The organism is Novosphingobium sp., assembly GCF_965214355.1.
GTDB lineage: Bacteria > Pseudomonadota > Alphaproteobacteria > Sphingomonadales > Sphingomonadaceae > Novosphingobium.
Genome location: NZ_CBDCBI010000002.1, coordinates 2,925,480 through 2,949,074, shown reverse-complemented (window position 1 = coordinate 2,949,074; position 23,595 = coordinate 2,925,480). Strand labels below are relative to the sequence as shown.

The following is a 23,595-nucleotide window of genomic DNA, read 5'->3' as shown; positions in this document are numbered from 1 at the left end:
GCTTCAATCTGCAAACGAAGGATCCGTGCGTTCAAGATCGCGGATATGCGCGATCCATTCGGGTAGGCCGGTGTCCTGCCCGCCGAAACCGTCGCTTTGCGTCGCGGTCAGTTCGCGGATCGGTTCGCTCACCGGGTACAGCGCGGCGCCGCCGGCCATCGCCGCGATCTGGATCTGGCATGCGCGTTCCAGATTGAACATCGCCGAAAACGTCTCGGCAACCGTGGCGTATGCCGTCAGCAGGCCGTGGTTGCGCAGCACCAGCGCGCCATGGTTGCCCAGATCGCGTACCAGCCGGGGCTTTTCGTCATCGATCAGCGCGATGCCTTCGTAATCGTGATAGCCGATACGGTTGTAGAATTGCAGCGCATGCTGGCTGATCGGCAGCAGGCCCTGGGCCTGGCACGCGACCGCGACACCTGCGATGGTATGCGTGTGCATCACGCAACCGATATCGTGCCGCGCGGCGTGGATCGCGGTGTGGATGACCGCGCCGGCCGGATTGACGTCGCGTGCGGAAGGTTCTTCGTAAATGTTGAAGCGGATCAGGCTGCTGGCGGTCACTTCGTGGAACTGGTCGCCGAAGCGGTTGATCAGGATGTCTTCGGTGCCGGGGATCTTTGCGGTGATATGCGTGTAGATCGTGTCGGTCATGCCGTAGCGCGCGGCCAGGCGATAGCATGCCGCCAGGTCATAGCGCGTCTGGCGCTCGGCATTGCCGAAAGTGGCGGTCGAAAGGCTGGTCGATATAGGGGCCATCAGACGTCTTCCCCCAGTTCGCGCGCCAGCACGCGCCAGCGCGAATTGATCTCGTCGCGATCAACGTAGGCGCCCTGCAGATGCCGCGCGCCGGTCTGCGGGTCGAACGCGCGCCGGGCATGCAGCACACGGCGGTTGTCGAACGCCCACATGTCGCCCGATCCCAGCCGCCGCTCGATGAAGTATTTCGGATCGCGGCACATCGCCTGAAACAGGCGCAGCGCGGTGTAGACTTCGCCCATGCGCTGTGCCGGGGCATCGATCGGCCCGCGCAGGAAATTGGCAAAGCGCACTTCGCTGATATCGTCATCACCGTCGAGCGCGATCAGGGGCGCGCTCCAGCGATAATCGGTGCGATCGTCGCGGTTCCAGAATGCTATCGGCGCGGTGGTGATCGTCGCGAATTCGTCCGGATGCTCTGCGCGCATTGCTTCGCCGATGGCAAAGCCGTCGACGAAAATGCTCTCGCCGCCGACGGCGTCGTTGACCAGGCAGTGGAGGAATTGCAGCCCGGGCTGCAACTCGCGCGTCGGCAGGTCGGTATGCGCGGGTAGCAGCACGCTGGTATAGGCGGCGCTGTCGGCGACGGGTTTCGATTTGACGTCGAACACGCGGCCGAAATTGGTTTCGCGCAGATGCGAAATCCGCGCGATCGGAGCGAGCAGCGCGTGATGTTCGGCAGGCACGTTCTTGACCTGGGTCAGCCCGGCCGAGCGCAGCGCGCCCAACCAGGTCCACAGCACGCGATCGTCGGCCATGATTTCGGCATAGTCGAACGCTTGCAGCGCATCGGCGTATTCGCGGCCCCAGATGAACGATTGCGGGCGTGCGGCATGGCGTTCGGCGCGGCTGGTCGCGTCCGAAGCATGGCTGCGCAGCCATCCGGCGGCATAGCGGCTGGCATGACCGTCGGACCACACCAGGTTGAGCGCGCCATCGGCGGCAACCGCAGTACTGCGCACCGACAGATCGGCCGGAGCGTCGGTGATCTCGAACAGCTGTTCGCGCGTCAGCGGCAGATAGCAATGCGAGCACGTGCAATTGTCGCGCAGGAAAAAGCGGTGATAGGCGGTTTCACGCCCGTCGCTCCATGTCACGATCGTGTCTTCGCCCGCTTGCGTGATGCGCGCCAAAGTCTGGTCGGTGGCGAAGACGCGCCAGTCTTCGACGGTGTCTGGTTCCACGGTCGCCATTATTTTACACTCCAGGGCTCGCGCGCAAACACGGTTTCCAGCGCAGGCAGGAAAGCCTCGATCGGCAAGGTATCGTAATCGGGGTCGAACGCTTTCTGGTCCCACTCGTCGGTAAACCTGGCGGTCACGGCAAAGGCCGGGTGGTCGCGGTATTTGTCGCGCGCGTGTTTATCCCCACCGCAATATTCGGCGTAGAAATACTGCTGGAATTCCTCGTGATGCTCGATCAGCCAGACATTGGTCGCGCTGATGTACGGCGCCAGCATGGCCGCAGCGAGCGGGCCGTGGTTGATTGGCGCCAGCGTGTCGCCGATATCGTGCAGCAGCGCGACGACGATCATCTCGTCATCGGCGCCATCGCGCATCGCCCGCGTCGCGGTCTGCAGCGAATGGACATAGCGATCGACCGGATAGCCCAGATCGTGCGTTGCCAGTTGCTGCAGATGCGCGATCAGGTGCCCGGCGACACCCTTCTGGAATTCCTCGAACTTGGCATTCAGCGGCACCCAGTCTTCGGCGGTCGACTCGTCGAAATGGCGAAACATCGGATCGTCCTCCTTCAGGCGGGCTGCAACAGGCGGCGGCGGCTGCCGACAGTGTCGCGATCGAGGTAGCATTGGCGCATGTGGCGCGACCCGGTGTTGAGCGTATAGCCGGTCCGGCCGTGCAGCAGGCGGTAATTGTCCATCATCATCAGTTCGCCCGGTTGCAGCCGGAACCGCAGCGTCAGCGGCGATGCCGGCGCGATCAGCTTCCAGAACGCGGCGCGGGCGGCATAATAGCGATCGAGCTGCTCGACCGGCAGCCGCCCGACCATTTCGGTGCGGTTGTTGTAGCGGATCTGCACGACGTCGCCTGCGGCATTGGTTTCGATCAGCGGGCAGTCGTGTTCCAGGAACGCGGTTTCGTCGTGATAGCGGAAGGTCACATCGGTTTGCGCCAGCGCGGCAAACGCCTCGGGGTCTTCGCGGCGCAAAATGGCGGCGGCGTGATAGCCGTCGACCAGCGTCGAATCCCCGCCATCGGCATCGTTCACCAGGCAGTGCAGCAGGATGTAGCCGGGCACCGGGTCGCGATAGGGATTGTCGCTGTGCGGTTCGAGATGACGCGGTGTCATCGTCAGGTCATAGGCATTGGGAATCGCCTTGACGTCCGCGATACCGCCCCAGTTGGTCATGCGGATCGGTCCGAACAGATTGGCCAGTTCGATCGCGCCATCCATTTCGATCGGCACCCCGCGCACGACCGCAAAGCCATAAGCGTCGAGCCCGCGCAGCAGGTCCGACAATGCGGCGGGATCGCGCTGCACATCGTTCAGGTCGGCCGAGGGAAAGTCCGCGCTGTCGAGCGTGCCGTCCCAGTGCACGTGATGGCCCTGCGCCCCGCGGCCACCGATCGCCCGCGCCAGCCACGCCGCCGGCAAATGGGTCGCAAACCCGTCGGAAAACGTGATGGCGCCGTCGATCTGCGCGGCGGTCACGCGCAAGTCGCCGGGCGTTTCGGCTGCTTCTTCCAGCCGTTGCCCGGTCTTGGGGTCGATCACGCTGGCATCGGGCAGGCGTTCGCGCAGCCATATCGGGTGCAGGACGACGGGTGCGGCCCCGGCTGTTGCGACCTGCAACTGGCCCGCCTCGGTGATCGTCAGATCCATCCCGCAATTCCCTTTTTGAGTCGTGTGCCACGCAGTCTAATCGCGATGCGGCGTTACACCCGCAGCTTTACGACATACCACACGCATTTTGCGACTGGTGCGATGATTGCGGAACATAAGCTAAAACGGGTTTTGTTCTCAGCCAAATCTGTGTTTGTCTGTGCCGATGCATTCCGCATTCGCCCCCCTGCCGCAGGAAACATACTGCTTTTACCTCGTTCCGGGGTTTTCCGCGATGGGCTTTGTCGCCGCGATGGAGCCTTTGCGTGTGGCCAACCGGCTGGCGCAGCGGCCGATCTTTGCCTGGCGGCTGTGTTCGGCCGATGGCCAGCCGGTCGAGGCATCGTGCGGGATGAAGATCGCGGTCGACGGTCTGCTCGATGAGCAGACATCGGCGGTGATCCTGTGCGCCGGGTTCGAGCCGCGCCGGGGCATCACCCGCACGCTGACAGCCGCGTTGCGGCGCATGGCGCGGCGCGGGGTCGCGCTGGGCGCGCTCGATACCGGCGCCTATCTGCTGGCCGATGCGGGGCTGATCGGCAATCAGGCAGTGACACTGCATTGGGAGGCTGTGCCCGCGTTTCGCGAGGATTACCCCGAGGTACGCGTGACCGAAGATCTGTTCTGCATGGGCGACCGGTTGTTTACCTGCGCCGGCGGGACCGCGGCGATCGACATGATGCTGGAGCGGATCGCGCGGCGCCAGGGGCCGACCCTGGCGCGCGCGGTGTCCGAACAGTTCATCCACACCCGCATCCGCCCGCATGAAGAAGGCCAGCGCGCGGACCTGGCGGTGCGCATCGGCACGCGCGATCCGCGCCTGGTCGCGGTGATCGCGCAAATGGAGGCGGAGATCGAAAATCCGCTGCGGCTCGAAGACATGGCAGCGGGCGCAGGGATCACGCGGCGGCAGCTCGAACGCCTGTTCATGGCGCAATTCGGCGAGGGACCCGCGGCCTATTACCGCAACATCCGGCTCGACCGCGCGCGCTCGTTTCTTGCCGATACCAGCCTGCCGCTTATCGAAGTCGCGGTGGCCACCGGTTTTTCATCGAAAAGCGCGCTGGCCCGCGCCTATGCGCAGAAATTCGGCCGTCCGCCCGGTGCCGAACGCGGACGCTGGAAATCACACCCCGCGCGGGCCGCGTAAATCAAAGGAAATCGTGTGTCTGCATTGCCGCCATCTGCAAAGTCCGCTGCCATCACGGCGAAAATCCCGCTGGCGCTGTGCCTGGGGATCGCGGCGAGCATGGGCGCGGCGCATCTCGGGATCAATTACACGCCCTATCTGGTTGGCGGGCTGATCGACAAATTCGGCTTTCGCCCGGGCGCGATGGGCGTGTTTGCCACCGCCGAAACGCTGTCGTTCGCGATCGCGATGTTCGTGTTTGCGCCGCGCGCGCAGGCGCTGCGCCCGCGCCACATGGCGCTGATCGCCAGCGCCATGATCGCTGTGGTGCAGATCGGATCGTCGATGACGGGAATCCTGCCGCTGCTGGTGCTGGGGCGCGTGGCCACCGGGTTCGGCTATGGCATGCTCAACACCGCGGTGAATGTCGCGGCGGCGCGCACCGGGCAGCCGGCGCGCGCGATTTCAGTGGGCATTTCACTGCAGGTGCTGCTGTTCATGGTGATGAACCTGACCATTCCGCAGATCGGCGCCTGGGGCGGGGTGGGGGCGATGTTCATCGCGCTCGGCATGATTTCGGGCACGCTGGCGCTGGGCATGCTGACGCTGACCAACACGACCGAACACGGTGTCGGCAGCGCGCACGAGCCGGTGCCGCCGATCGCGCCGGGCGGCTGGCCGGTGCTGGCGGCGATGGCGCTGTTTGCGTTCGGCACGATGGCGATCTGGCCATTCATGGAACGCGCCGCGCATGCGATCGGCCTGCCGGCGACAACCTTCGGCCGCTATCAGAGCATGGCCAACCTGCTGAGTTCGGCGGGCAATTTCGCCCTGACGATGCTGCTCGCGCGCGGCATGCGGCGCGGATACCTGGAGGTGGCGCTGCTCGTGTGCGGCGGGGCCTGCGCGCTGTTGACTACAGTCAACAACGAGATCGTGTTCGCCGTCGCGCTGCAGCTGTACAATGTCAGTTGGTACATCGTCTACACGCTGCTGCTCGGGCTGGCCTATACCCACGACCCGCATGGCCGGCTGGCGGTGCGCACCACCGGCACGTGGCTGGTCGCGCAATCGGCCGGGTCGCTGGCCGCCGGATTTGTCGCACAAGCCACCAAGGGCTATGGCGTGGTCGGCTGCCTGGGCATGATCACGTGCGCGATCGCGGTGGCGATCGTGATCCGGTTCCAGGCGGGGAAACGTGTGCAGGATATGCCGTTGCCCGTTCCAGCGCACTAACTGCGCAATCATATGAAGCGTTGACTACGCACTCGCTGGACAAACGCAGGATTGCTCTTATCTTGGCAGGATAAGAGTCCGCATCGGCGGATCGGAGATGGATCGATGACTTGCATTTCAACGATCGGGACGCAGACGCGGCTCGATGTCCAGGAACTGCTCAGCCACTTTGCGCATTGCCTCGATCATGATCGCGGGTACGACTGGGCCAATCTGTTTACGTACGATGGCGTCTATCAATGCGGTTCCGCGATCCTGAAGGGTCCTGACGAACTGGCGACAGTGCCGTCGCGGATCTGGACGCTGGGGCAGGGTGGCTGGCGCCATATCATCACCGCCGTGGCGATCGAACGCACCAACAATCCAAAGGAAATCGTGGTCCGCGCGTATTGCCCGGTGATGGATCTCAACGAAGGCAATGCGCTGATGGCCTTCTTCGATCTGGAATTCGCCCTGCGCTCGACCTCGCAATGGCGCATTTCCCATGCGTTGGCGACACGCGTCGGCGCCAAGGGCAAGCATTATGTCGGCGGCGTGCCGATCGCGGACGAGCCCGCCATTTCGCTGCAATAGATCCGGTTATTTCAGGCCGCCGCCGAGCGACCGGTACAGCTCGACCATGTTCGACTGTTCGGTCAGGCGGACCGAAATCAGCGATTGTTGCGCCGAATACAGCGTGCGCTGCGCATCGAGCACGGTCAGGAACTGGTCGCTGCCGGTGCGATAACGCAAGTCCGACAGGCGCAAGGCTGCTGCAGCTGCGCCTTCGAGCGACGTCTGCGCCTCGATCTGCGCCTGGATCGTGCCGCGCTGCGCCAGGGCATCGGCGACTTCCTTGAACCCGGTCTGGATCGCCTTTTCATATTGCGCCACCGCCAGATCGCGTGACGCTTTCGAATAGCGCAAGTTCGCTGCGTTCTTGCCGAAATCGAAAATCGGGACGGTCCCCTGCGGCGCCACCGTCCAGGTGCCGTTGCCGCCGCCGAACAGCCCCGACAGCGAACCGCTGAGCGTGCCGAGCGTGGCGGTCAGGCTGATCTGCGGAAAGAACGCCGCGCGCGCCGCGCCGATATCGGCGTTGGCAGCGCGCAACCGGTGTTCCGCCTCGCTGATGTCGGGCCGGCGCAGCAGGACATCGGAATTGAGCCCCACCGGCAGATTGGCCAGCGTCGCGCCCGTTGCGGGCAGGCCGTCTGGCAGCGTATCGACGGGCGGCGGTGCACCTGTCAGCAATTGCAGCGCGTTGATATCCTGCGCCACCAAGGCTGTCTCGCTGGCGACCTGGCCCCGCGCGGCGTCGTAGCCGGTCTGCGCCTGGCGCACATCGAGCTCGCTCGCCGATCCGACGCGAAACTTTGTTTTCGTCAGCTCGAATGTCTGCAGATCGGCTGCTGTGGTGGCCTTCGCCACTTTCAGCATGTCCTGGTCGGATGCCAGTGTCAGCCAGGCGCTCGCGACTTCGCTGATCAGCAAGACTTGCGCGGCGTTGCGCGCGTCTTCGTTGGCAAGGTAGGTCTGGAATGCTTCCTTGCTCTGGTTGCGCAATCTGCCGAACAGGTCGATTTCCCACGACGAAATGCCGGCATCGACCTGATAGGCATTGATCCGGCGCGGCTCGCCGGGAAAAATCGCTTCCTGGCTCTGTCGTTCGAACGTGGCGCCGGCGTTGGCCGAAACGGTCGGGAACAGATTGGCGCGGGCACTGGCGAATTGTGCGCGCGCCTGCGCCACATTGGCGACCGCTATGCGCAAATCGCGGTTGTTGGCCAGCGCCAGGTCAATCAGCGACCTGAGACGTGCGTCGGTGAAGAAGTCGTGCCAGACGACATCGGCCGGCGCGGTGGTCGGCGCATCGGTCAATTGCGGATATGTCCCGCCTGCAGGCAATCGCGCCGGTACCGGGCTCGCCGGGCGGATGTAATGCGGCGCCAGGTCGCATCCGCCGAGCGCAACCGTTGCCAGAAGTATCAGAGCGCGGCGCATGTCAGGCCTCCTGTGCCGGTCGGTCGGGCCGCGGCTGCACGATATCCTGCCGGAACAGTTTTTTCACGAGCACGAAGAACACCGGCACGAAGAACACCGCAAGCGCTGTACCCGACAGCATCCCGCCGATCACCGCGCGCCCGATCGCATGACGTCCACCCGAGCCGGCGCCGGTCGAAATGGCCATCGGCAGCACGCCGAAGATGAATGCCAGGCTGGTCATCAGGATCGGCCGCAGGCGCAGCTTGGCGGCTTCGAGTGCGGCCTTCGATGCGCTCATGCCCGAGGCCAATCGGTCCTCGGCGAATTCGACGATCAGGATCGCGTTTTTCGCAGACAGGCCCACCGTGGTGATCAGCCCGACCTGGAAATAGATATCGTTGTCCAGCCCCGTGATCATCGCCGCCAGCACCGCGCCGAGCACGCCCAGCGGCACCACCATCAGCACCGCGATCGGCACCGACCAGCTTTCGTACAGCGCCGCCAGCGACAGGAACACGATCAGCAGCGACACGCCGTACAGCGACAGCGCCTGACCGCTCGATGCGATCTGTTCGTACGACAGCCCGCTCCATTCATAGCCGAACCCGGGCGGCAGCTTGGCCGCCAGCTTGGCAATCGCGGTCATCGCATCGCCGCTGCTCTTGCCCGGCGGCGGCGTGCCCAGCAGTTCCATCGACGGCACGCCGTTATAGCGTTCCAGCCGCGTAGGGCCTTTGGTCCAGCCCAGCGTGGAAAACGCCGACAGCGGCGTCATCGCATTGCTGGTGCCGCGCACATACAGCGCGTTGATGTCTTCGGGCCGGCTGCGGAACGGGGCATCGGCCTCGACGAACACTTTCTTCACGCGCCCGCGATCGATGAAATCGTTGATATAGGCGCCGCCCAGCGCAGTGCTCATCGTGCTGTTGATATCGGCCGGCGCCAGGCCGAGCGCAGTGGCGCGGATCAGGTCGACATTGATTTTCAGTTGCGAGGCATCTTCCAGCCCGTTCGGCCGCACTTGCGCAAGACCGGGATCCTTGGCCGCCATGCCCAGCAACTGGTTGCGCGCATCGGTCAGATCGTTGTGCGACTTCCCGCCGATGTTTTTCAATTCGAACACGAACCCGGTGGCATTGCCCAGTTCAAGCACCGCGGGCGGCGCAAACGCCACCGCCTTGGCCTGCGGAATCGATTTGGCCAGCGCGGCATTGGCGCGCATGGCGAGGGACTGAACGCTGTTCTTCGCGCCGGGACGATCGCCCCACGGCTTCATCTGGATGAAGGCAATGCCAACGTTCTGACCCGCGCCGCCAAAGCTGAAACCCGCGATCGTGAACAGCCCGGCGACGGTGTCCTTTTCATCGACCAGGAAATGATGGCGCAAGGTGTCGAGTGCGCGCTCGGTCTGTTCCGCGGTCGATCCCGCCGGCAGCACGACTTGCGCAAACAGCGCGCCCTGGTCCTCGTCGGGCAGAAACCCGCCGGGCAGCCGGGTGAACAACAGTGCCATCAGGGCAAAGATGCCGGCATAGAGCAGCATCGTGCGCACCCAACGCCGGTTCGCCCCGATCACGCCATAGGCATAGCCGCGTTGCGCGCGTTCGAACGTGCGGTTGAACCAGCCGTAGAACCCGCGCTTGGGGCCTTCGTCCTGCGCCTTGGGCTTCAGCAGCAGCGCGCACAGTGCCGGGGTCAGGGTAAGCGCGATAAAGACCGACAACGCCATCGCCGACACGATGGTGATGGCAAACTGGCGATAGATCACCCCGGCCGATCCACCGAAGAACGCCATCGGCAGGAACACCACCGACAGCACCACCGCAATTGCCACCAGCGCGCCGCTGACTTCGTCCATCGACCGATGCGCGGCCTCGAGCGGGCTCAAGCCCTCGTCGATCAGGCGCTCGACATTTTCGACCACGACGATCGCGTCATCGACCAGCAGGCCGATCGCCAGAACCGTGGCAAACAACGTCAGTGTGTTGATCGTAAAGCCCAGCACATCGAGCACGGCGAACGTGCCCAGCAGCACCACCGGCACCGCGATCGTGGGGATCAGCGTGGCGCGCCAGCTCTGTAGGAACACCAGCATCACCAGGAACACCAGCACCACCGCCTCGATCAGCGTGATCACCACGTCCTCGATCGACAGCTTGACGAATGGCGTGCTGTCGAGAGGATAGGCGATCTTGATGTCGGGCGGGAACGTCTTCTGCAATTGGACCAGCGCGGCCTTGACGTTGGCGACAGTCTGCAGCGCATTGGCGCCCGGCGCCAGCTTGATCGCGATGCCCGAGGCGGGCTTGCCGTTGTATCGCGAGATCGAGCTGGCGGTTTCGGCGCCGATCGCGACGCGTGCGACATCGCCCAGCTTCACCGTCGATCCGTCGGGATTGGCCCGCAGCACGACCGCCTGGAACTGCGCGGCGGTCTGCAGCCGCGATTGCGCGGTGACCACGACATTGAGCGCCTGGCCATTGACCGCGGGCAGCCCGCCGATCTGTCCCGCCGACACTTGCGCATTCTGCGCCATGATCGCGTTCGAAATGTCGGTCGTCGTAACGTTCAGCCCCTGCATCTTGTAGGGGTCGATCCACACGCGCATCGCATATTGCGATCCGAAAAGCTGGGTATCACCCACGCCGTTGATGTGGCTGAGCGGGTCCTGCAGTCGCGCCGCGACGAAATCGCCGACATCGTCCTGGTCATGCGTGCCGTCTGCGGAATAGACCGCGATCACCAGCGCAAAGTTCTTCACCGCCTTGGCGACCACCAGCCCCTGCAACTGCACCGCTTGCGGCAGCAGCGCGGTGGCGGCCTGGACCTTGTTCTGCACCTGGACCTGCGCGATGTCGGGATCGGTGCCCTGCGCAAAGGTCAGCGTGATGGTGGCGGTGCCCGATGAATCGCTGGTCGACTGAAAGTAATTGAGGTGGTCGATTCCCTTGAGCTGCTGCTCGATCACCTGGGTGGTGGTGTTTTCCATCGTCTGCGCATCGGCGCCGGGATAGACCGCGGTGACCGAAATGGCGGGCGGCGCGATATTGGGAAACTGCGCGATCGCCATCGACCGGATTGCCATGACGCCTGCCAGCATCAGGATGATCGCCAGCACCCAGGCGAAAATCGGCCGGTCGATGAAATAGCGTGACATCAGGAATGCGCCCCGGCCGCCGGTTGCGCGCCGCCCGGTTGCGCATCCGGTGCAGGGGCGGTCACGGCGTTCTGGCTGGCAGGATGGCTGGTCACCTTGACGCCCGGCATCACCCCGACAAGGCCTTCGATAATGACCCGGTCACCCTGTTTCAGACCGCTGGTTACCAACCAGGCGTTGCCCACCGTCTGCCCGGTGGTGACCACGCGCTGTTGCACGACATTGTCGGGCCCCAGCACCAGCGCGACGGCCTGTCCGCGTTCGTTGCGGCTGATGCCGACTTGCGGCACCAGCAGCGCCTGTGCCTGCACGCCTTCGACGATGCGCGCGCGCACGAACAGGCCGGGCAACAGCACGGCGTCGGGATTGGCGAATGTCGCGCGCAATGTCACCGATCCGGTGTTCTGATCGACAGTCACATCGGTGAATTCCAGCCTGCCTTCGACCGGATAGACCTGGCCATTGGGCAGTATCAGCTGCACCCGCGCGCTGGCGGGGCTGGCCTTGCTGACCGAACCGGCGGTCATCGCGGCCTTCAGATCGAGCAATTGCGCCGCCGATTGCGTGACATCGACATAGACCGTGGCGATTTTCTGGATCGTGGCCAGCGGATCGGCCTGCCCGGTCTGCACCAGCGCGCCCGGCGTCACCAGCGAGCGGCCGATCCGCCCCGAAATCGGCGCGCGAATGCGGGTGAAATTCAGATTGACCTGGGCGCTGAGCAGCGATCCGCGCGCGCTGATCACCGAGGCGCGGGCCTGCCCGGCGCTGGCGTCGGCGTTGTCGGATTCCTGCTTGCTGACCGCATTGGCGGCAACGAGCTGGTGATAGCGTTGCGATTGCGCCTGCGTCGACTGGATCGTCGCGCGGGCATTGGCCAGCGTCCCTTGCGCATTGAGCACAGCGGCGCGGTAGGGCGCATCCTCGATCACGTACAGCAGCTGCCCGGCCTGCACGGTCGCGCCTTCCTGAAACAGGCGGCTGCGGATCACGCCCGATACTTGCGGACGCACGTCGGATGTTTCCAGCGCGGAAATCTTGCCCGGCAGCTCGGTCGTCAGCGTGACCGGCGACGGAGTCGCGACGATATAGCCCACCGAAGGCGGCGGCGGCGCCGGCGGCGGCGCCTTGGCGCAGCCGGCAAGAGCCAGGGCGACAGCGGCGAGCGGCAGGCAGCGAGGATACGTTTGGAGCATAGGGCGTCCGCACTGCGTTTGGCGGGGGACATACCCCGTTAAAGACTTAAGTCCGGCGATACATCTTAATTTGCTGCACCGCCGCATAATTCGGGGGGCGTTCAAGCGCCTGCCTCCAGCCCGGCATCGGCCACCGCGATATGCGCGCGCTCTGCATCCAGGTCCAGCGACCGGCACGCGATGTAGTACACCACTGCCGCAACCGGCAGCCCGACCAGCATCGACACATCCGCGCCGCCCAGCATCTTTGCGATCGGACCGATATAGACCGGCGTCGAAAAACACGGCACCATCGCAACGAAGCCGACAAAATAGGCGGTAATCCCGCGCCAGTTCCATTTGCCGTAGATGCCATCGGGGTTGAAGATTTCGCGCACCGAATAGTGCCCGTGACGCACGAAGAAGAAATCCACCAGATTGACCGCGGTCCACGGCGTAAACAGATAGATCAGCACCGACAGCAGGTTTTCGATCAGTTTCTGCACATTGTCCCCGGCAATCACCGACAGCCAGGTGCAGATCACGCCCAGCACCACCAGCGTGATCAGGCGCAGGCGCCCGGGATTTGCGACATGGTGAAAACTGTCGATGATCGACAGCATCGTCAACGATCCGCCATACAGGTTGATCGTGGTGATCGTGACCAGCGACAGCGACGACAGCACGATCAGCACCGCGCCGAACCCGGGCACGATATGATCGCTGGTGGCCATGACCGCGCCGACGATTTCGCGCCCGGGGAACAGCGCGATCGCGATATCGCCGACCAGCATCGTCCACGCCCCGCCCATGAAAGCGCCGGTGAATGTCCAGAAAAACGTCGACTTCACGCCGATATCGCGCGGCAGATAACGCGAATAATCCGACACATAGATCGACCACGACAGCTGATACCCGGCGGCGGCAAAAAACTGCAGCAGGAACGGCGTGACCAGCCATTTGCCCATGCCCAATTGCGGCATGCCATGCCCGATCAGGATCACGCCGACGGAAAACACCAGCAACGCCAGCACCGTGACCAGCGCCATGACCTGCTGCGCCTTGTGGATCATGTCGTATCCGGCGACCGCAAACAGCAGCGCCGCCAGCGTGAACAGCGCAAAGATCACCGCCAGGGCGGTCTGCGACAGGTGCACACCGGTCAGATCCTGAACTGCAACGCCGAACAGAACTTCGTTGAACACGGTATAGCCGATGTACGTGACCAGCGCGAACAGCCACACCAGCAGCGCCCCGCGATAGCCGAATTGCGGCCGCGACTGGATCATCTGCGGCAGCCCGAGTTCGGGCCCCTGGCTCGAATGCGAGGCCATGAACAGCGTGCCGAGCGCGCATCCCGCTAAAATCGCAATCACCGACCAGCCGAACCCGAGGCCCAGCGCAATCCCGATCGCGCCCGTTGCCAATGTCGCCAGATGGGCGTCGCCCGCAAACCAGATCGGCCACAAGTGCCACCCTTTGCCGTGACGTTCGGCCAGCGGCACGTAATCGATCGATCGGCTTTCAATCAGCTTCATTCGGGCGCCCCACCTTCACGCATTTCGACCGTTTCATGCCCGACTGCGATCGCAGGCGATAGGGGGCGGCAAAAATGTCGGGCAAAAAGGGGGCGGCGCTGGATACCACCGTACCCCACCACACTTCGTCATTCCGGATCAAGTCCCGGGCAGGCGTTGACAAATCCGCCAATCGGACTGAACGCGGCATCATGGCAAGCGAAGCATGACCGGCGAACTGCTGCACGCGTTTCTCGATGCGCCGCTGGCGCGCGACCCGGCCGCGATCGCGATCGATGTGCCACCCGGGCGCGACCGGCCCGCACGGCAGATGCTGTCTTATGGCGATTTCGACGCGCTGGCGACGCGGATCGCGCAGCATCTTGCCGGGTTGATCGCGGGCGAGGCCATCATTGCGCTGCTGATCGCGCGGACGTCGCCGTTGTTTTATGCCGCGCAAGTTGCAGTGACGCGCGCAGGCGGCGCGTTCACCTGCCTCGATCCGGCGTTTCCCGATGATCGCATGGGCGAAATCCTGGTCGATGCCGATCCGGTTGCGGTGCTGGCTGATGCGGCGGGCCTGGATCGGCTTGGTCGGCTCGATCTGGCGGCCGGTCTGGCGGTCGATGTCGCGGCGCTTGCGAGCACTGCGCATGCTGCTGCTTTGCCCGGGGCGATCGCACCGTCGCAACTGGCTTATGTCATCTACACTTCGGGCACGACGGGCAAGCCCAAGGGCGTGCAGGTCGAACACCGCAATATCGCCAATCTGGTCGCCGGCGACCTTGCCGAATTCGGCCTCGGGCCCGGAGATCGCGTGGTGCAGGGGTCGTCGGGCGCGTATGACAGCTCGCAGGAGGAAATGTGGCTCGCGCTGGCGAGCGGCGCCACGCTGGTCGTGATGGACGATGCGGCGGCGCGGCTGGGGCCCGATGTGGTGGGCTGGCTGCGCGACGAGCGGATCACGGTGTTCTGCCCGCCGCCCACGCTGTTGCGCGCGACCGGATGTGCCGATCCGCACGCCGCATTGCCCGATCTGCGGCTGTTGTATGTCGGCGGTGAGGCGCTGCCCCAGGATCTGGCCGATCTGTGGGCGGCCGGGCGCCGGATGGTCAATGGCTATGGCCCGACCGAATGTGCGGTGGTGTGTCTGCGCTGCGATGTCGTGCCTGGGCGGCCGGTCGGGATCGGGCTGGCGGTGCCGGGCATGACCGCATGGGTGCTCGATGATGCGCTGGAACCTGTCGCCGATGGTGCGCAGGGTGAACTGTGCATGGGCGGGCTGGGCGTGGCGCGCGGCTATCGCAACCGGCCCGAATTGACCGCGGAAAAATTCGTCGATCATCCGCGACTGGGGCGGATCTATCGCACCGGCGACCTGGTCGATCGCGATGCGTCGGGCACGGTGTTTTACCACGGGCGGATCGACGCGCAGGTCAAGATTCGCGGATACCGTGTGGAACTGGGCGAGATCGAGGCGCGGCTGGCGGCGATGCCGGGCGTGCGCGCGGCGGCGTGCCGGTTGCAGCCGAGCGGAGCAGGGCACGAACTGGTCGGGTTTGTCGTGGCGTATGCGCAATTGCCCGAGCTCGACACGTTGCGCGCGGCGCTCGCGCGCAACCTGCCGGGTTATATGGTGCCGGTACAGATCGGCGTCATCGCTGATCTGCCGACGACGGTGGGCGGAAAGCTCGACCGCGCAAAGTTGCCGCTGCTCACGTTGAAATCCGAACCCGGCACGCGCGCCATGGTTGCGCCGCGCGGCGAGATGGAAACGCTGATCATGGCGGGCGTCGCGGACATCCTGCGCCGCGACCAGGTGTCGGTCGAGGATGATTTCTTTGCCGATCTGGGCGGGGATTCGCTCAGCGCCGCGCTGCTGGTCACGGTGTTGCGCGATGACCGGCGCACGCACTGGGTGACCGTCAGCGACATCTACGAGGCGCGCACCACGCGCGCGCTGGCCGCGCTGCGCCATGGGCTGGTGGAGGGTGGTTTGCCGCCGCCGGCCGAGCTTGACCAGCCGCGCGAGGGCACGGTGCGGCCGGTCATGGCCAATGTCGTGCAGATCGGGTGGCTGGCGGTGGAACTGGCGGTCGCGGGCTGGCTGGCCTGGGCAATGGCGTTCATCGTGTTTCCGCTGGTTTACGGCCAGCTCGGGCCGGTCGGGTTTGTCGCGCTGGCGCCGGTGATCGCGCTGGCATCGGTCGCTATGTATGTTCCGCTGTCGGTGATTGTGGCCGTGGCGCTGAAACGCGTGCTGATCGGCAGGTATCGCCCGATCCGCGCGCGGGTGTGGAGCGGATGGTATCTGCGGCATTGGATGGTGGTGTCGGTGGCGCGGCTGATCCCGTGGCCGCTGTTGCAGGGGTCGGGATTGCAACAGGCGATTTTGCGTGCGCTGGGCGCGAAAATCGGGCGCGGGGTGCATATCCATCGCGGGGTCGATCTGGCGCGCGGCGGGTGGGATCTGCTCGATATCGGCGACGGCGTGGCGATCGGGCAGGATGCGATGATCGGCCTGGCCGATCTCGATCGCGGCGATGTGGTGATCGGGCCGATCGTGCTGGAGGCAGGCGCAACGATGCTGACCCGCGCGGGGATCGGCGGGTGGTGCCGGATGGGCGCAGACAGCCAGCTGACCGCGCTGTCGGTGCTCAATCCAGGCATGACTATACCGGCGGGCGAGCTATGGGATGGGGTGCCTGCACGGCCAAAGGGGTTCGCCCCGCCGGCGCCGCCGCCCGTGACCGATGGCATCGCGCACGGCTTGTGGGACGCGCTGGCGATGGTGTGCGAGGCGGGGCTGGGCTTCATCGCCGCGCTGCCGGCGCAGGCTTTGGCCCTGGCGCTGTGCCTGGCGACGGGGGTGCGCGCGGCCGATGTGTGGCGCTGGGCGTGGCACCCGACGTTTTTCACGCGCGCGGGGGCTGTGGTACTGGCGGTGACGGTGCTGTCGCTGCCGCTGACGCTGACATGGACGGCGCTGATGATGCGCCTGATGGGGCCGGTAAAGCCGGGCACGTATTCGCGCTGGAGCCTTGCGTATCTGCGCGCCTGGCTGAAGGCGGGCATGCTGACGCTGTCGGGCGAATGGCTGACCGGCACGATCTTCTGGCCGCGCTGGCTGCGGCTGGCAGGGATGCAGGTCGGCCGCGCCTGCGAAATCAGCACAATCACCGATGTCGTGCCCGAACTGGTTACGATCGGCGCCGAGACCTTTTTTGCCGACGGGATCTATCTCGGCGGCGGAATCGTGCGCCATGGCACGGTGCGGCTGGGGCACACGGTGCTGGGGCGCAACACGTTCCTGGGCAATCATGTGGTGATCCCGCCGGGCGAAGTGCTGCCCGACGATATCCTGATCGGTATCGCGACGCCCGCCAATGCCGCCGAAATCGCGGCCGGCAAGGCGCGCTTCGGCCATCCCGCATTCGACCTGCCGCGCCGCGAAGTGATCGAGGTCGATCGCAGCCTGACGTTCGATCCCTCGCCGATCCGCTATGCCAACCGCGCGTTGTGGGAAGTGGCGCGGTTTGTCCTGCCGGTGCTGCCGGTGGTGTTGAGCGCCGAGTGGTTTTCCGCGCTCGCGGCAGCGCGCGATTTGGCATCGCCGCTGGTCTATGCGCTGGTGGTGATCCCGCTGGTTACGCTGATGCCGCTGGTCGCGCTGTGCGGGGCGGTGCTGGTGCTGAAATGGGTGTTGATCGGGCGGGTCAAGCCCGGGCAGCATGCGCTGTGGTCGTGCTGGTGCAGCCGGTGGGACTATGTGTTCGTCGCCTGGGCGCGCTATGCCGCCAGCATTCTGCGGCAGTTGGAGGGCACGTTTCTGCTGCCGGTGTATCTGCGCACGATGGGGCTGAAGATCGGTCGGCGCGCGGTGCTGGGTCCCCAATTTGCGCAAGTGGTCGATCCCGACATGATCCACATCGGCGATGAAGCGACAGTCAGCGCGATGTTTCAGGCGCATACGTTCGAGGATCGCGTGCTGAAAGTCGATTGCGTGCACATCGGCGCGGGCGCGACGATGGCGCGCGGCACGGTGCCGCTATACGGCGCGGTGATCGACGATCGCACGCATGTCGGCGCCAACAGCGTCGTGATGAAGCGCGAACATCTGCTGCCGGGATTGCGCTATCAGGGCGTGCCTTCGCATGTGCTTGGCGAAGAACCGGTGTGATGTCGCAAAAGGTGCATAGCGGTTCGTAAAACGCGAATGTCACGCGCGGCGCAGCGGTATTCTGGCGGCCTGATCCAAGGACGGGAAGCCCATGAATTACGAGACATTCATCACGTGCGCAGTGACCGGGTCGGGCGAAACCGCCGACAAGCATCCCGACCTGCCGATCACCCCCAAGCAGATCGCCGAGGCCGCGATCGAGGCGGCCAACGCCGGCGCTGCGATCGCGCATATCCACGTGCGTGATCCCGCCACCGGCATCGGCTCGCGCGATCCCGCGCTGTACCGCGAAGTGGTCGAGCGCATCCGCGATTCGGGTGTCGACGTGATCATCAACCTGACCGCGGGCATGGGCGGTGACATCGTGTTCGGTCCGGGCGAAACGCCGCTGCCGCTGAAGGCCGAAGGCACCGACATGGTCGGGCCGATCGAGCGGCTGGTGCATGTCGCCGAACTGCTGCCCGAAATCTGCACGATCGATTGCGGCACGATGAATTTCGCCGCAGGCGATTACGTGATGACCAACACGCCGGGCATGTTGCGCGCGATGGCCGCGCATGTGCAGGAACTGGGCGTGCGGCCCGAACTCGAAGTGTTCGACGCGGGGCACCTGGTATTTGTGCACCAGCTGATCAAGGAGGGCCTGCTCGACGAACCGGTGATGATCCAGCTGTGCATGGGCATTCCGTATGGCGCGCCTGCCGATCCGCTGACAACGATGGCGATGGTCCATCGCCTGCCGGCCGGTGCGATTTTCAGCGGGTTTTCGATCGGACGGATGCAGATGCCCTATGTAGCAATGGCTGCGCTGGCCGGCGGCAACGTGCGCGTCGGGCTGGAGGACAACCTGTATCTCGGGCGCGGGCAACTGGCGACCAATGGCGATCTGGTAACGCGTGCGCGGCAGATCCTCGAAGGCATGGGCGGGCGCATTCTGGGACCCGCAGAAGTGCGCGAAAAGCTGAAACTGACGAAGCGTTGGGGTTGATCATGAGCGATGTGACGAAAATCCGCACGATCGGCCTTGTCGGCGGCGGCGTGATCGGCGCGGGCTGGGCAGCGCGGTTTGCGCTGGCCGGCTATGACGTGCGCATGTTCGATCCCGATCCCGAAATCGGCCGCAAGGTCGAGGCGGTGCTGGGCAACGCGCGGCGTGCGCAACAGCGGATGCTGGGCGCACTGCTGCCGGCAGAAGGCGCGGTGCATATCGCGAGCAGCCTGGCGGATGCGGTCGCCAATGCCGATTTCATCCAGGAAAGCCTGCCCGAAATCGAGGATCTGAAGCAGCGCGTGCTTGCCCAGATCGAAGCGGCGGCGCGCCCGGATGCGATCATCGGCTCGTCGACATCCGGCCTGCTGCCCAGCAAGCTGGCGGCAAACATGGCGCACCCCGAACGCTTTGTCGTCGGGCATCCGTTCAACCCTGTATACCTGTTGCCGCTGGTCGAAATCTGCGGCGGCGACAAGACCAGCCAGGCCACGAAAGATCTGGCCACGGCGCTTTATACCTCATGCGGCATGCAGCCGTTGCAGGTGCGCGTCGAGGTCGATGGCTTCATCGCTGATCGCCTGCTCGAAGCGCTGTGGCGCGAGGCGTTGTGGCTGGTCAACGACGGCGTGGCCACGACTGCCGAAATCGATGACGCGATCCGCTATGGCGCGGGCCTGCGCTGGTCGTTCATGGGCACGTTCCTGACCTATCGGCTGGCCGGCGGCGAAGCCGGGATGCGCCATTTCCTCGCGCAGTTCGGCCCCGCGCTGAAACTGCCGTGGACCCATCTGGTCGCGTGCGAACTGACTGACGAATTGACCGATACCGTCGCGGCGCAATCCGATGACCAGGCGGCCGGGATTGGCCTGCGCGAATACGAACAAAAGCGTGATGACTGCCTGGTTGATGTGATGACCGCGCTGAAAGCCAACGACTTTGCCGCCGGCGCGACGCTGAAAGCCTATGGCGAGCGGCTGGCTGCGAAACAACCTGCCGACACCGATGGATTGAGCACGCATGTCGATACGGCCTGGATCGATTACAACGGCCACATGACCGAATGGGCCTACCTGAAGGTGTTTGGCGACACGACCGACGTGCTGCTGGCCAAGATCGGGGCGGGCCCGGACTATGTCGCGGCCGGGCATTCGTTCTACACGGTAGAAAGCCATCTGCGCCATCTGGGCCAGGCAAGGCTGGGCGAGGCGATCCGCGCGACGACGCAAGTGCTCGACGCCGATGCCAAGCGCCTGCACATCTTCCACACGATGACCGGTGCCGACGGCACGGTGATTGCCACGGCTGAACACATGCTGCTGCATGTGGATGCAAAGGCCGACCGGGCGGCGGCGATGCTGCCGCCGGTTGCCGAAGCGGTTGCGGCATTGGTCGAAACGCATGCCACGCTGGAACGGCCGGCAGCGGCGGGCCGCGCGATTGCGTTGGCAAAGCGCTGAAGAGGGCGTAGCTCTAAATCTACCGGTTTCGTTATACGAAGTGGAACTGCGCAGACGTCAGCGACGATGCGGAAAAGTTGGTCAGTCTGACGCTGTCGTTGGCGTCGAGCTTGATCAGGGTGTCGGCGCCGACCTGGCTGACATCGCCGGAATTCATCAGATAGGCATAGTTTGCGAAATCCGACGTGCTGAATTGCAGGGTGTCGGTCGTGGTGTAGCCGTTGATGACGTCGATGCCGCCGATGCCGTGCTGAAAGGTCAGGGTTTCGGTGCCGCCGTTCAGCGTTGCGGCGCTGGTGCCGGTAAAGTTTACCGTGTCGGTGCTGCCGGTGATGGCGGCCTGCGCGGTGACCAGGGTGATGGTCCCGTTCGATGCATAGACTGAATCCCCGGCAACGCCGGTGTTTACCAGCGTGGCGGCATTGCCGGTGCCGCCGGCAAAGCTGATGCTGTCGCCGCCGCCGGTGACGATGGCCTGGGCGCTGGTGAAATAGATCGTGTCGCTGCCGGGCGCCCAGATCGTGTCCGCCGTGCCGCCGGTGTTGTACAGGCCCACGACGTTGCCGGTGCCGCCGGCAAAGCTGATCGCATTGCCGCCGCCGGTGATCGCGGCCTGTGCACTGGTCAGGTAGATGGTTTCGCTGCCCGGCGCATAGATCGAATCCCAGTTGCCGCCGGTGTTGTACAGACCCGCGACATTGCCGGTGCCGCCGGCAAAGCTGATGGTGTTGCCGCCGCCGTTGATCGCGGCCTGCGCACTGGTCAGGTAGATAGTCTCGCTGCCCGGCGCATAGATCGAATCCCAGTTGCCGCCGGTGTTGTACAGGCCAACGACATTGCCGGTGCCGCCGGCAAAGCTGATGGTGTTGCCGCCGCCGGTAATCGCGGCCTGCGCGCTGGTGAGGTAGATCGTTTCGGCGCCAGGCGCCCAGATCGAATCCCAGTTGCCGCCGGTGTTGTACAGGCCCACGACATTGCCGGTGCCGCCGGCAAAGCTGATGACGTTGCCGCCGCCGGTCACGGCGGACTGCGATCCGGTCAGATAGATTGTGCCCCCCGTTCCGGAAACAGAATCCCAGGTGCCGCCAGTCGCATAAAGTCCGACCACATTGCCCGATGTGCCCGAAGCGAAATTGATCGCGACCCCGCCGCCGCTGATCGCCGCCTGCGCGCCGGACAGCGTGACGGTGCCGCTGCCGGCATTGACGGTATCCCACGCGCCCGCAGTTGCGGACAGGGTGACGCTGTCCGGCGCGCCGAGGAACACGACGGCCTTGTTGCCGCCCGAAACCGCGGTCGAGGCACTGACCAGGACGGTCTCGGTGTTCGAGGTGCCCTTGCCAAAGCTGTTGGTGGCTTGCGCTGTCAGCGTGTGCACGCCCTGCGCCAACGCGGTGAAGGTGGCGGTCCAGACGCCCGAGGCATTGGCGGACGCATTAGCCAGCACGGTCGCGCCATCATAGATCGTGATGGCAAGCCCGGCGTCGGCCATGTCTATGGTGCCGGACAGGGTCTGTCCGCTGGTGCCCGTGCCGACGCCGGTAATCGCCAGCGCCGGGGGCAGGGTCTGAAGCGTGAAGACGTCAGCGGCGCTGGTTCCCGTGTTTCCCGCGGCGTCGGTGGCTTGCGCGGTCAGCGTATGTGCGCCTTGCGCCGACGACAGCGTCACCGCCTTGGTCCAGGTGCCGCCGGCATTGGCGGTGGTGGTGCCCAGCAGGGTTGTGCCGTCGTAGATCGAGATGACAAGCCCGGCATCGGCAGCGTCGATCGTGCCCGACAGGGACTGCGGCTGCTGGTTGACGATGCCGCCTGCGGTCGTGATGGCAAGCACCGGCGCGATCGTATCGAGCGTGTAGACAACGGTTTGACTGCTGCCCACGGTCCCGTATGCGTTGGTCGCCTGCGCGATCAGCGATTGCCCGCCTTGCGTGGACGGCAGCGTGACTGTGCTGGTCCAGTTGCCGTTCGCCGCCGGTTTGACCGAGCCCAGCAACGTACCGCTGTCGTAGATCGAAACGGTCAACCCGGCGTCGTAGACATCGATCGTGCCCGAGATTGTCTGGGCGGTCTGGTTGGTCAATCCGCCGGTGCTGGTGATGGCCACGCCGGGAACAGCCGGCGCCACCTGAACCGCGGACACCGATGTGGCGCTGGTCGTGCCGTTGGATGAGGCAGTGACTGAAATCGACCCGTTGCCGACTGTCGTGCCGGCGAAGGTCAGCGCTGCCAGGTCCGCGTTGATCTGCGCGAGCGAGCCAGTCAGGGTCAGGCTGGCGCTGTTGGCACCGGCCACGGTTCCCTGGTTGGCGCTGGTGTTTACGGTCCCGTCGACGGCGGTGATCTTGACCGTGACCACAGCGCCGGATGTGGTGGAGTAATACAGCACGCCAAGACTGGAGATGACGGTGTTTTTGCCAACGGCGGTCGTGGCCGACGCGGCGGGCGTAAGCAGGGGTTGCGGAAACGTCGCGCCGTTGGTGTTCGCCAGAGTCCACATCAGCGTCGTGCCGGCGGCAGTGCCGTCGGATTCATAGATAAGCGTGGTGTAGGTCACGGTAGATGCGATGGTCTGGCTTTCCAGAACCTCGAACGCTATGCCGGCGCCATCCGAAACGTAGTTGCCGACGTTGTAGCTGACATTGGTCGCGCCATTCAGGCTGACCAGCGGGTTTGTACCTGCCACAGTGCCGTTCGACGAAAACACCACCGCGCTCTGGCCGCCGGAAGCGGACTTTTCGTATTGGAAGAATGCAAATCCGTTTGCCGACGCGAAGGAATCGTCGCCGAGGTAATTGGGGATCGTATACAGCAATTGCGATCCGACGGCGGTTCCGTCGGTTCCGTACAACTGGGTCGAGGCGGTGCCGTCGGCAGCACTGACAGAGACCTCGTACAGATATTGGCCGCCCAGCACCCCTTCGGGCAGGACGCCGCCGACATTGACATACGTATACAACAGCGTGTCGGTGGTGCCCGATTGCGACCAGATCTGACTGTCGAAGGCCCCCGACGAGTCGGAATATTCATATTCGTAGATACCAAACCCATCATTCAGATTTGCCAGCAAAAAGCTACCTGATGGAAGTGGCATCCTGACCGCCCTGTTGGTGATTGATGAGTTTCAAAGCGCGCTTTTCGTCAAGATCCGGTCTTTGTCCTGGCGCAAGTATGCAAGGACCGAACGG

At 64.7% G+C, this 23,595-nt stretch carries 15 protein-coding genes; 6 read left to right on the top strand and 9 right to left on the bottom strand.

All coding sequences use genetic code 11. The features are described 5' to 3' along the window. Nucleotides 1–3: 3 nt before the first annotated feature. Genes ACOOE2_RS13800 through ACOOE2_RS13785 form a run of 4 tightly spaced genes read right to left on the bottom strand, consistent with a single transcriptional unit; the run spans nt 4 to nt 3,603 of the window. Entirely contained in the window at nt 4–759 is a 756-nt protein-coding gene (locus ACOOE2_RS13800) for a class II aldolase/adducin family protein (RefSeq protein WP_420383565.1), read from the bottom strand. Beyond that, nucleotides 759–1,952, bottom strand: a complete 1,194-nt coding sequence (locus tag ACOOE2_RS13795; RefSeq protein WP_420383564.1) for a TauD/TfdA family dioxygenase — start codon at nt 1,950–1,952, stop codon at nt 759–761. Before ACOOE2_RS13795 ends, ACOOE2_RS13800 begins: the two co-directional genes overlap by 1 nt. Continuing rightward, nucleotides 1,952–2,497 (bottom strand): HD domain-containing protein, encoded by a 546-nt coding sequence (locus ACOOE2_RS13790; RefSeq protein WP_420383563.1) that lies wholly within the window; start codon nt 2,495–2,497, stop codon nt 1,952–1,954. Before ACOOE2_RS13790 ends, ACOOE2_RS13795 begins: the two co-directional genes overlap by 1 nt. 14 nt (nt 2,498–2,511) lie before the next feature. Continuing rightward, complete coding sequence (locus tag ACOOE2_RS13785) at nt 2,512–3,603, bottom strand: TauD/TfdA family dioxygenase (RefSeq protein ID WP_420383562.1); 1,092 nt, start codon at nt 3,601–3,603, stop codon at nt 2,512–2,514. Between the two features lie 166 nt (nt 3,604–3,769). Here ACOOE2_RS13785 and ACOOE2_RS13780 point away from each other — a divergent pair, with 166 nt between their 5' ends. From ACOOE2_RS13780 to ACOOE2_RS13770, 3 genes are all read left to right on the top strand, one after another. Further along, a complete protein-coding gene (locus ACOOE2_RS13780; RefSeq protein ID WP_420383561.1) occupies nt 3,770–4,753 on the top strand; it encodes a GlxA family transcriptional regulator in 984 nt (327 codons plus the stop codon). A 15-nt stretch (nt 4,754–4,768) separates the two neighbouring features. Continuing rightward, nucleotides 4,769–5,968: an MFS transporter gene (locus ACOOE2_RS13775; RefSeq protein ID WP_420383560.1), complete on the top strand. Its 1,200-nt coding sequence runs from the start codon at nt 4,769–4,771 to the stop codon at nt 5,966–5,968. Nucleotides 5,969–6,073: 105 nt separating this feature from the next. Further along, on the top strand, nt 6,074–6,541 hold the full coding sequence (locus ACOOE2_RS13770; RefSeq protein WP_420383559.1) for a nuclear transport factor 2 family protein: 468 nt from the start codon (nt 6,074–6,076) through the stop codon (nt 6,539–6,541). Between the two features lie 6 nt (nt 6,542–6,547). Here the strand turns inward: ACOOE2_RS13770 and ACOOE2_RS13765 are convergent, their stop codons facing one another. The 4 genes from ACOOE2_RS13765 to ACOOE2_RS13750 all read right to left on the bottom strand — a co-directional run bounded on the left by ACOOE2_RS13765 (nt 6,548) and on the right by ACOOE2_RS13750 (nt 13,803). Next, the gene (locus ACOOE2_RS13765) at nt 6,548–7,951 is read right to left on the bottom strand and encodes an efflux transporter outer membrane subunit (RefSeq protein WP_420383558.1); all 1,404 of its coding nucleotides are present in this window, start codon (nt 7,949–7,951) and stop codon (nt 6,548–6,550) included. Nucleotide 7,952: 1 nt separating this feature from the next. Then, entirely contained in the window at nt 7,953–11,090 is a 3,138-nt protein-coding gene (locus ACOOE2_RS13760; RefSeq protein WP_420383557.1) for an efflux RND transporter permease subunit, read from the bottom strand. Then, nucleotides 11,090–12,286, bottom strand: coding sequence for an efflux RND transporter periplasmic adaptor subunit (locus tag ACOOE2_RS13755; RefSeq protein WP_420383556.1), 1,197 nt, complete (start codon nt 12,284–12,286; stop codon nt 11,090–11,092). Before ACOOE2_RS13755 ends, ACOOE2_RS13760 begins: the two co-directional genes overlap by 1 nt. Before the next feature lie 101 nt (nt 12,287–12,387). Next, on the bottom strand, nt 12,388–13,803 hold the full coding sequence (locus tag ACOOE2_RS13750) for a purine-cytosine permease family protein (RefSeq protein ID WP_420383555.1): 1,416 nt from the start codon (nt 13,801–13,803) through the stop codon (nt 12,388–12,390). A 205-nt stretch (nt 13,804–14,008) separates the two neighbouring features. On the opposite strand from ACOOE2_RS13750, the gene ACOOE2_RS13745 reads away from it, so the two are divergent. From ACOOE2_RS13745 to ACOOE2_RS13735, 3 genes are all read left to right on the top strand, one after another. Further along, nucleotides 14,009–17,962, top strand: coding sequence for an amino acid adenylation domain-containing protein (locus ACOOE2_RS13745; RefSeq protein WP_420383554.1), 3,954 nt, complete (start codon nt 14,009–14,011; stop codon nt 17,960–17,962). A 91-nt stretch (nt 17,963–18,053) separates the two neighbouring features. Continuing rightward, entirely contained in the window at nt 18,054–18,950 is an 897-nt protein-coding gene (locus ACOOE2_RS13740) for a 3-keto-5-aminohexanoate cleavage protein (RefSeq protein WP_420383553.1), read from the top strand. A gap of 2 nt (nt 18,951–18,952) precedes the next feature. Then, entirely contained in the window at nt 18,953–20,410 is a 1,458-nt protein-coding gene (locus tag ACOOE2_RS13735; RefSeq protein ID WP_420383552.1) for a carnitine 3-dehydrogenase, read from the top strand. 31 nt (nt 20,411–20,441) lie between these two features. Here ACOOE2_RS13735 and ACOOE2_RS13730 read toward each other — a convergent pair whose 3' ends face one another. After that, the gene (locus ACOOE2_RS13730; RefSeq protein ID WP_420383551.1) at nt 20,442–23,501 is read right to left on the bottom strand and encodes a beta strand repeat-containing protein; all 3,060 of its coding nucleotides are present in this window, start codon (nt 23,499–23,501) and stop codon (nt 20,442–20,444) included. Nucleotides 23,502–23,595: the final 94 nt, after the last annotated feature.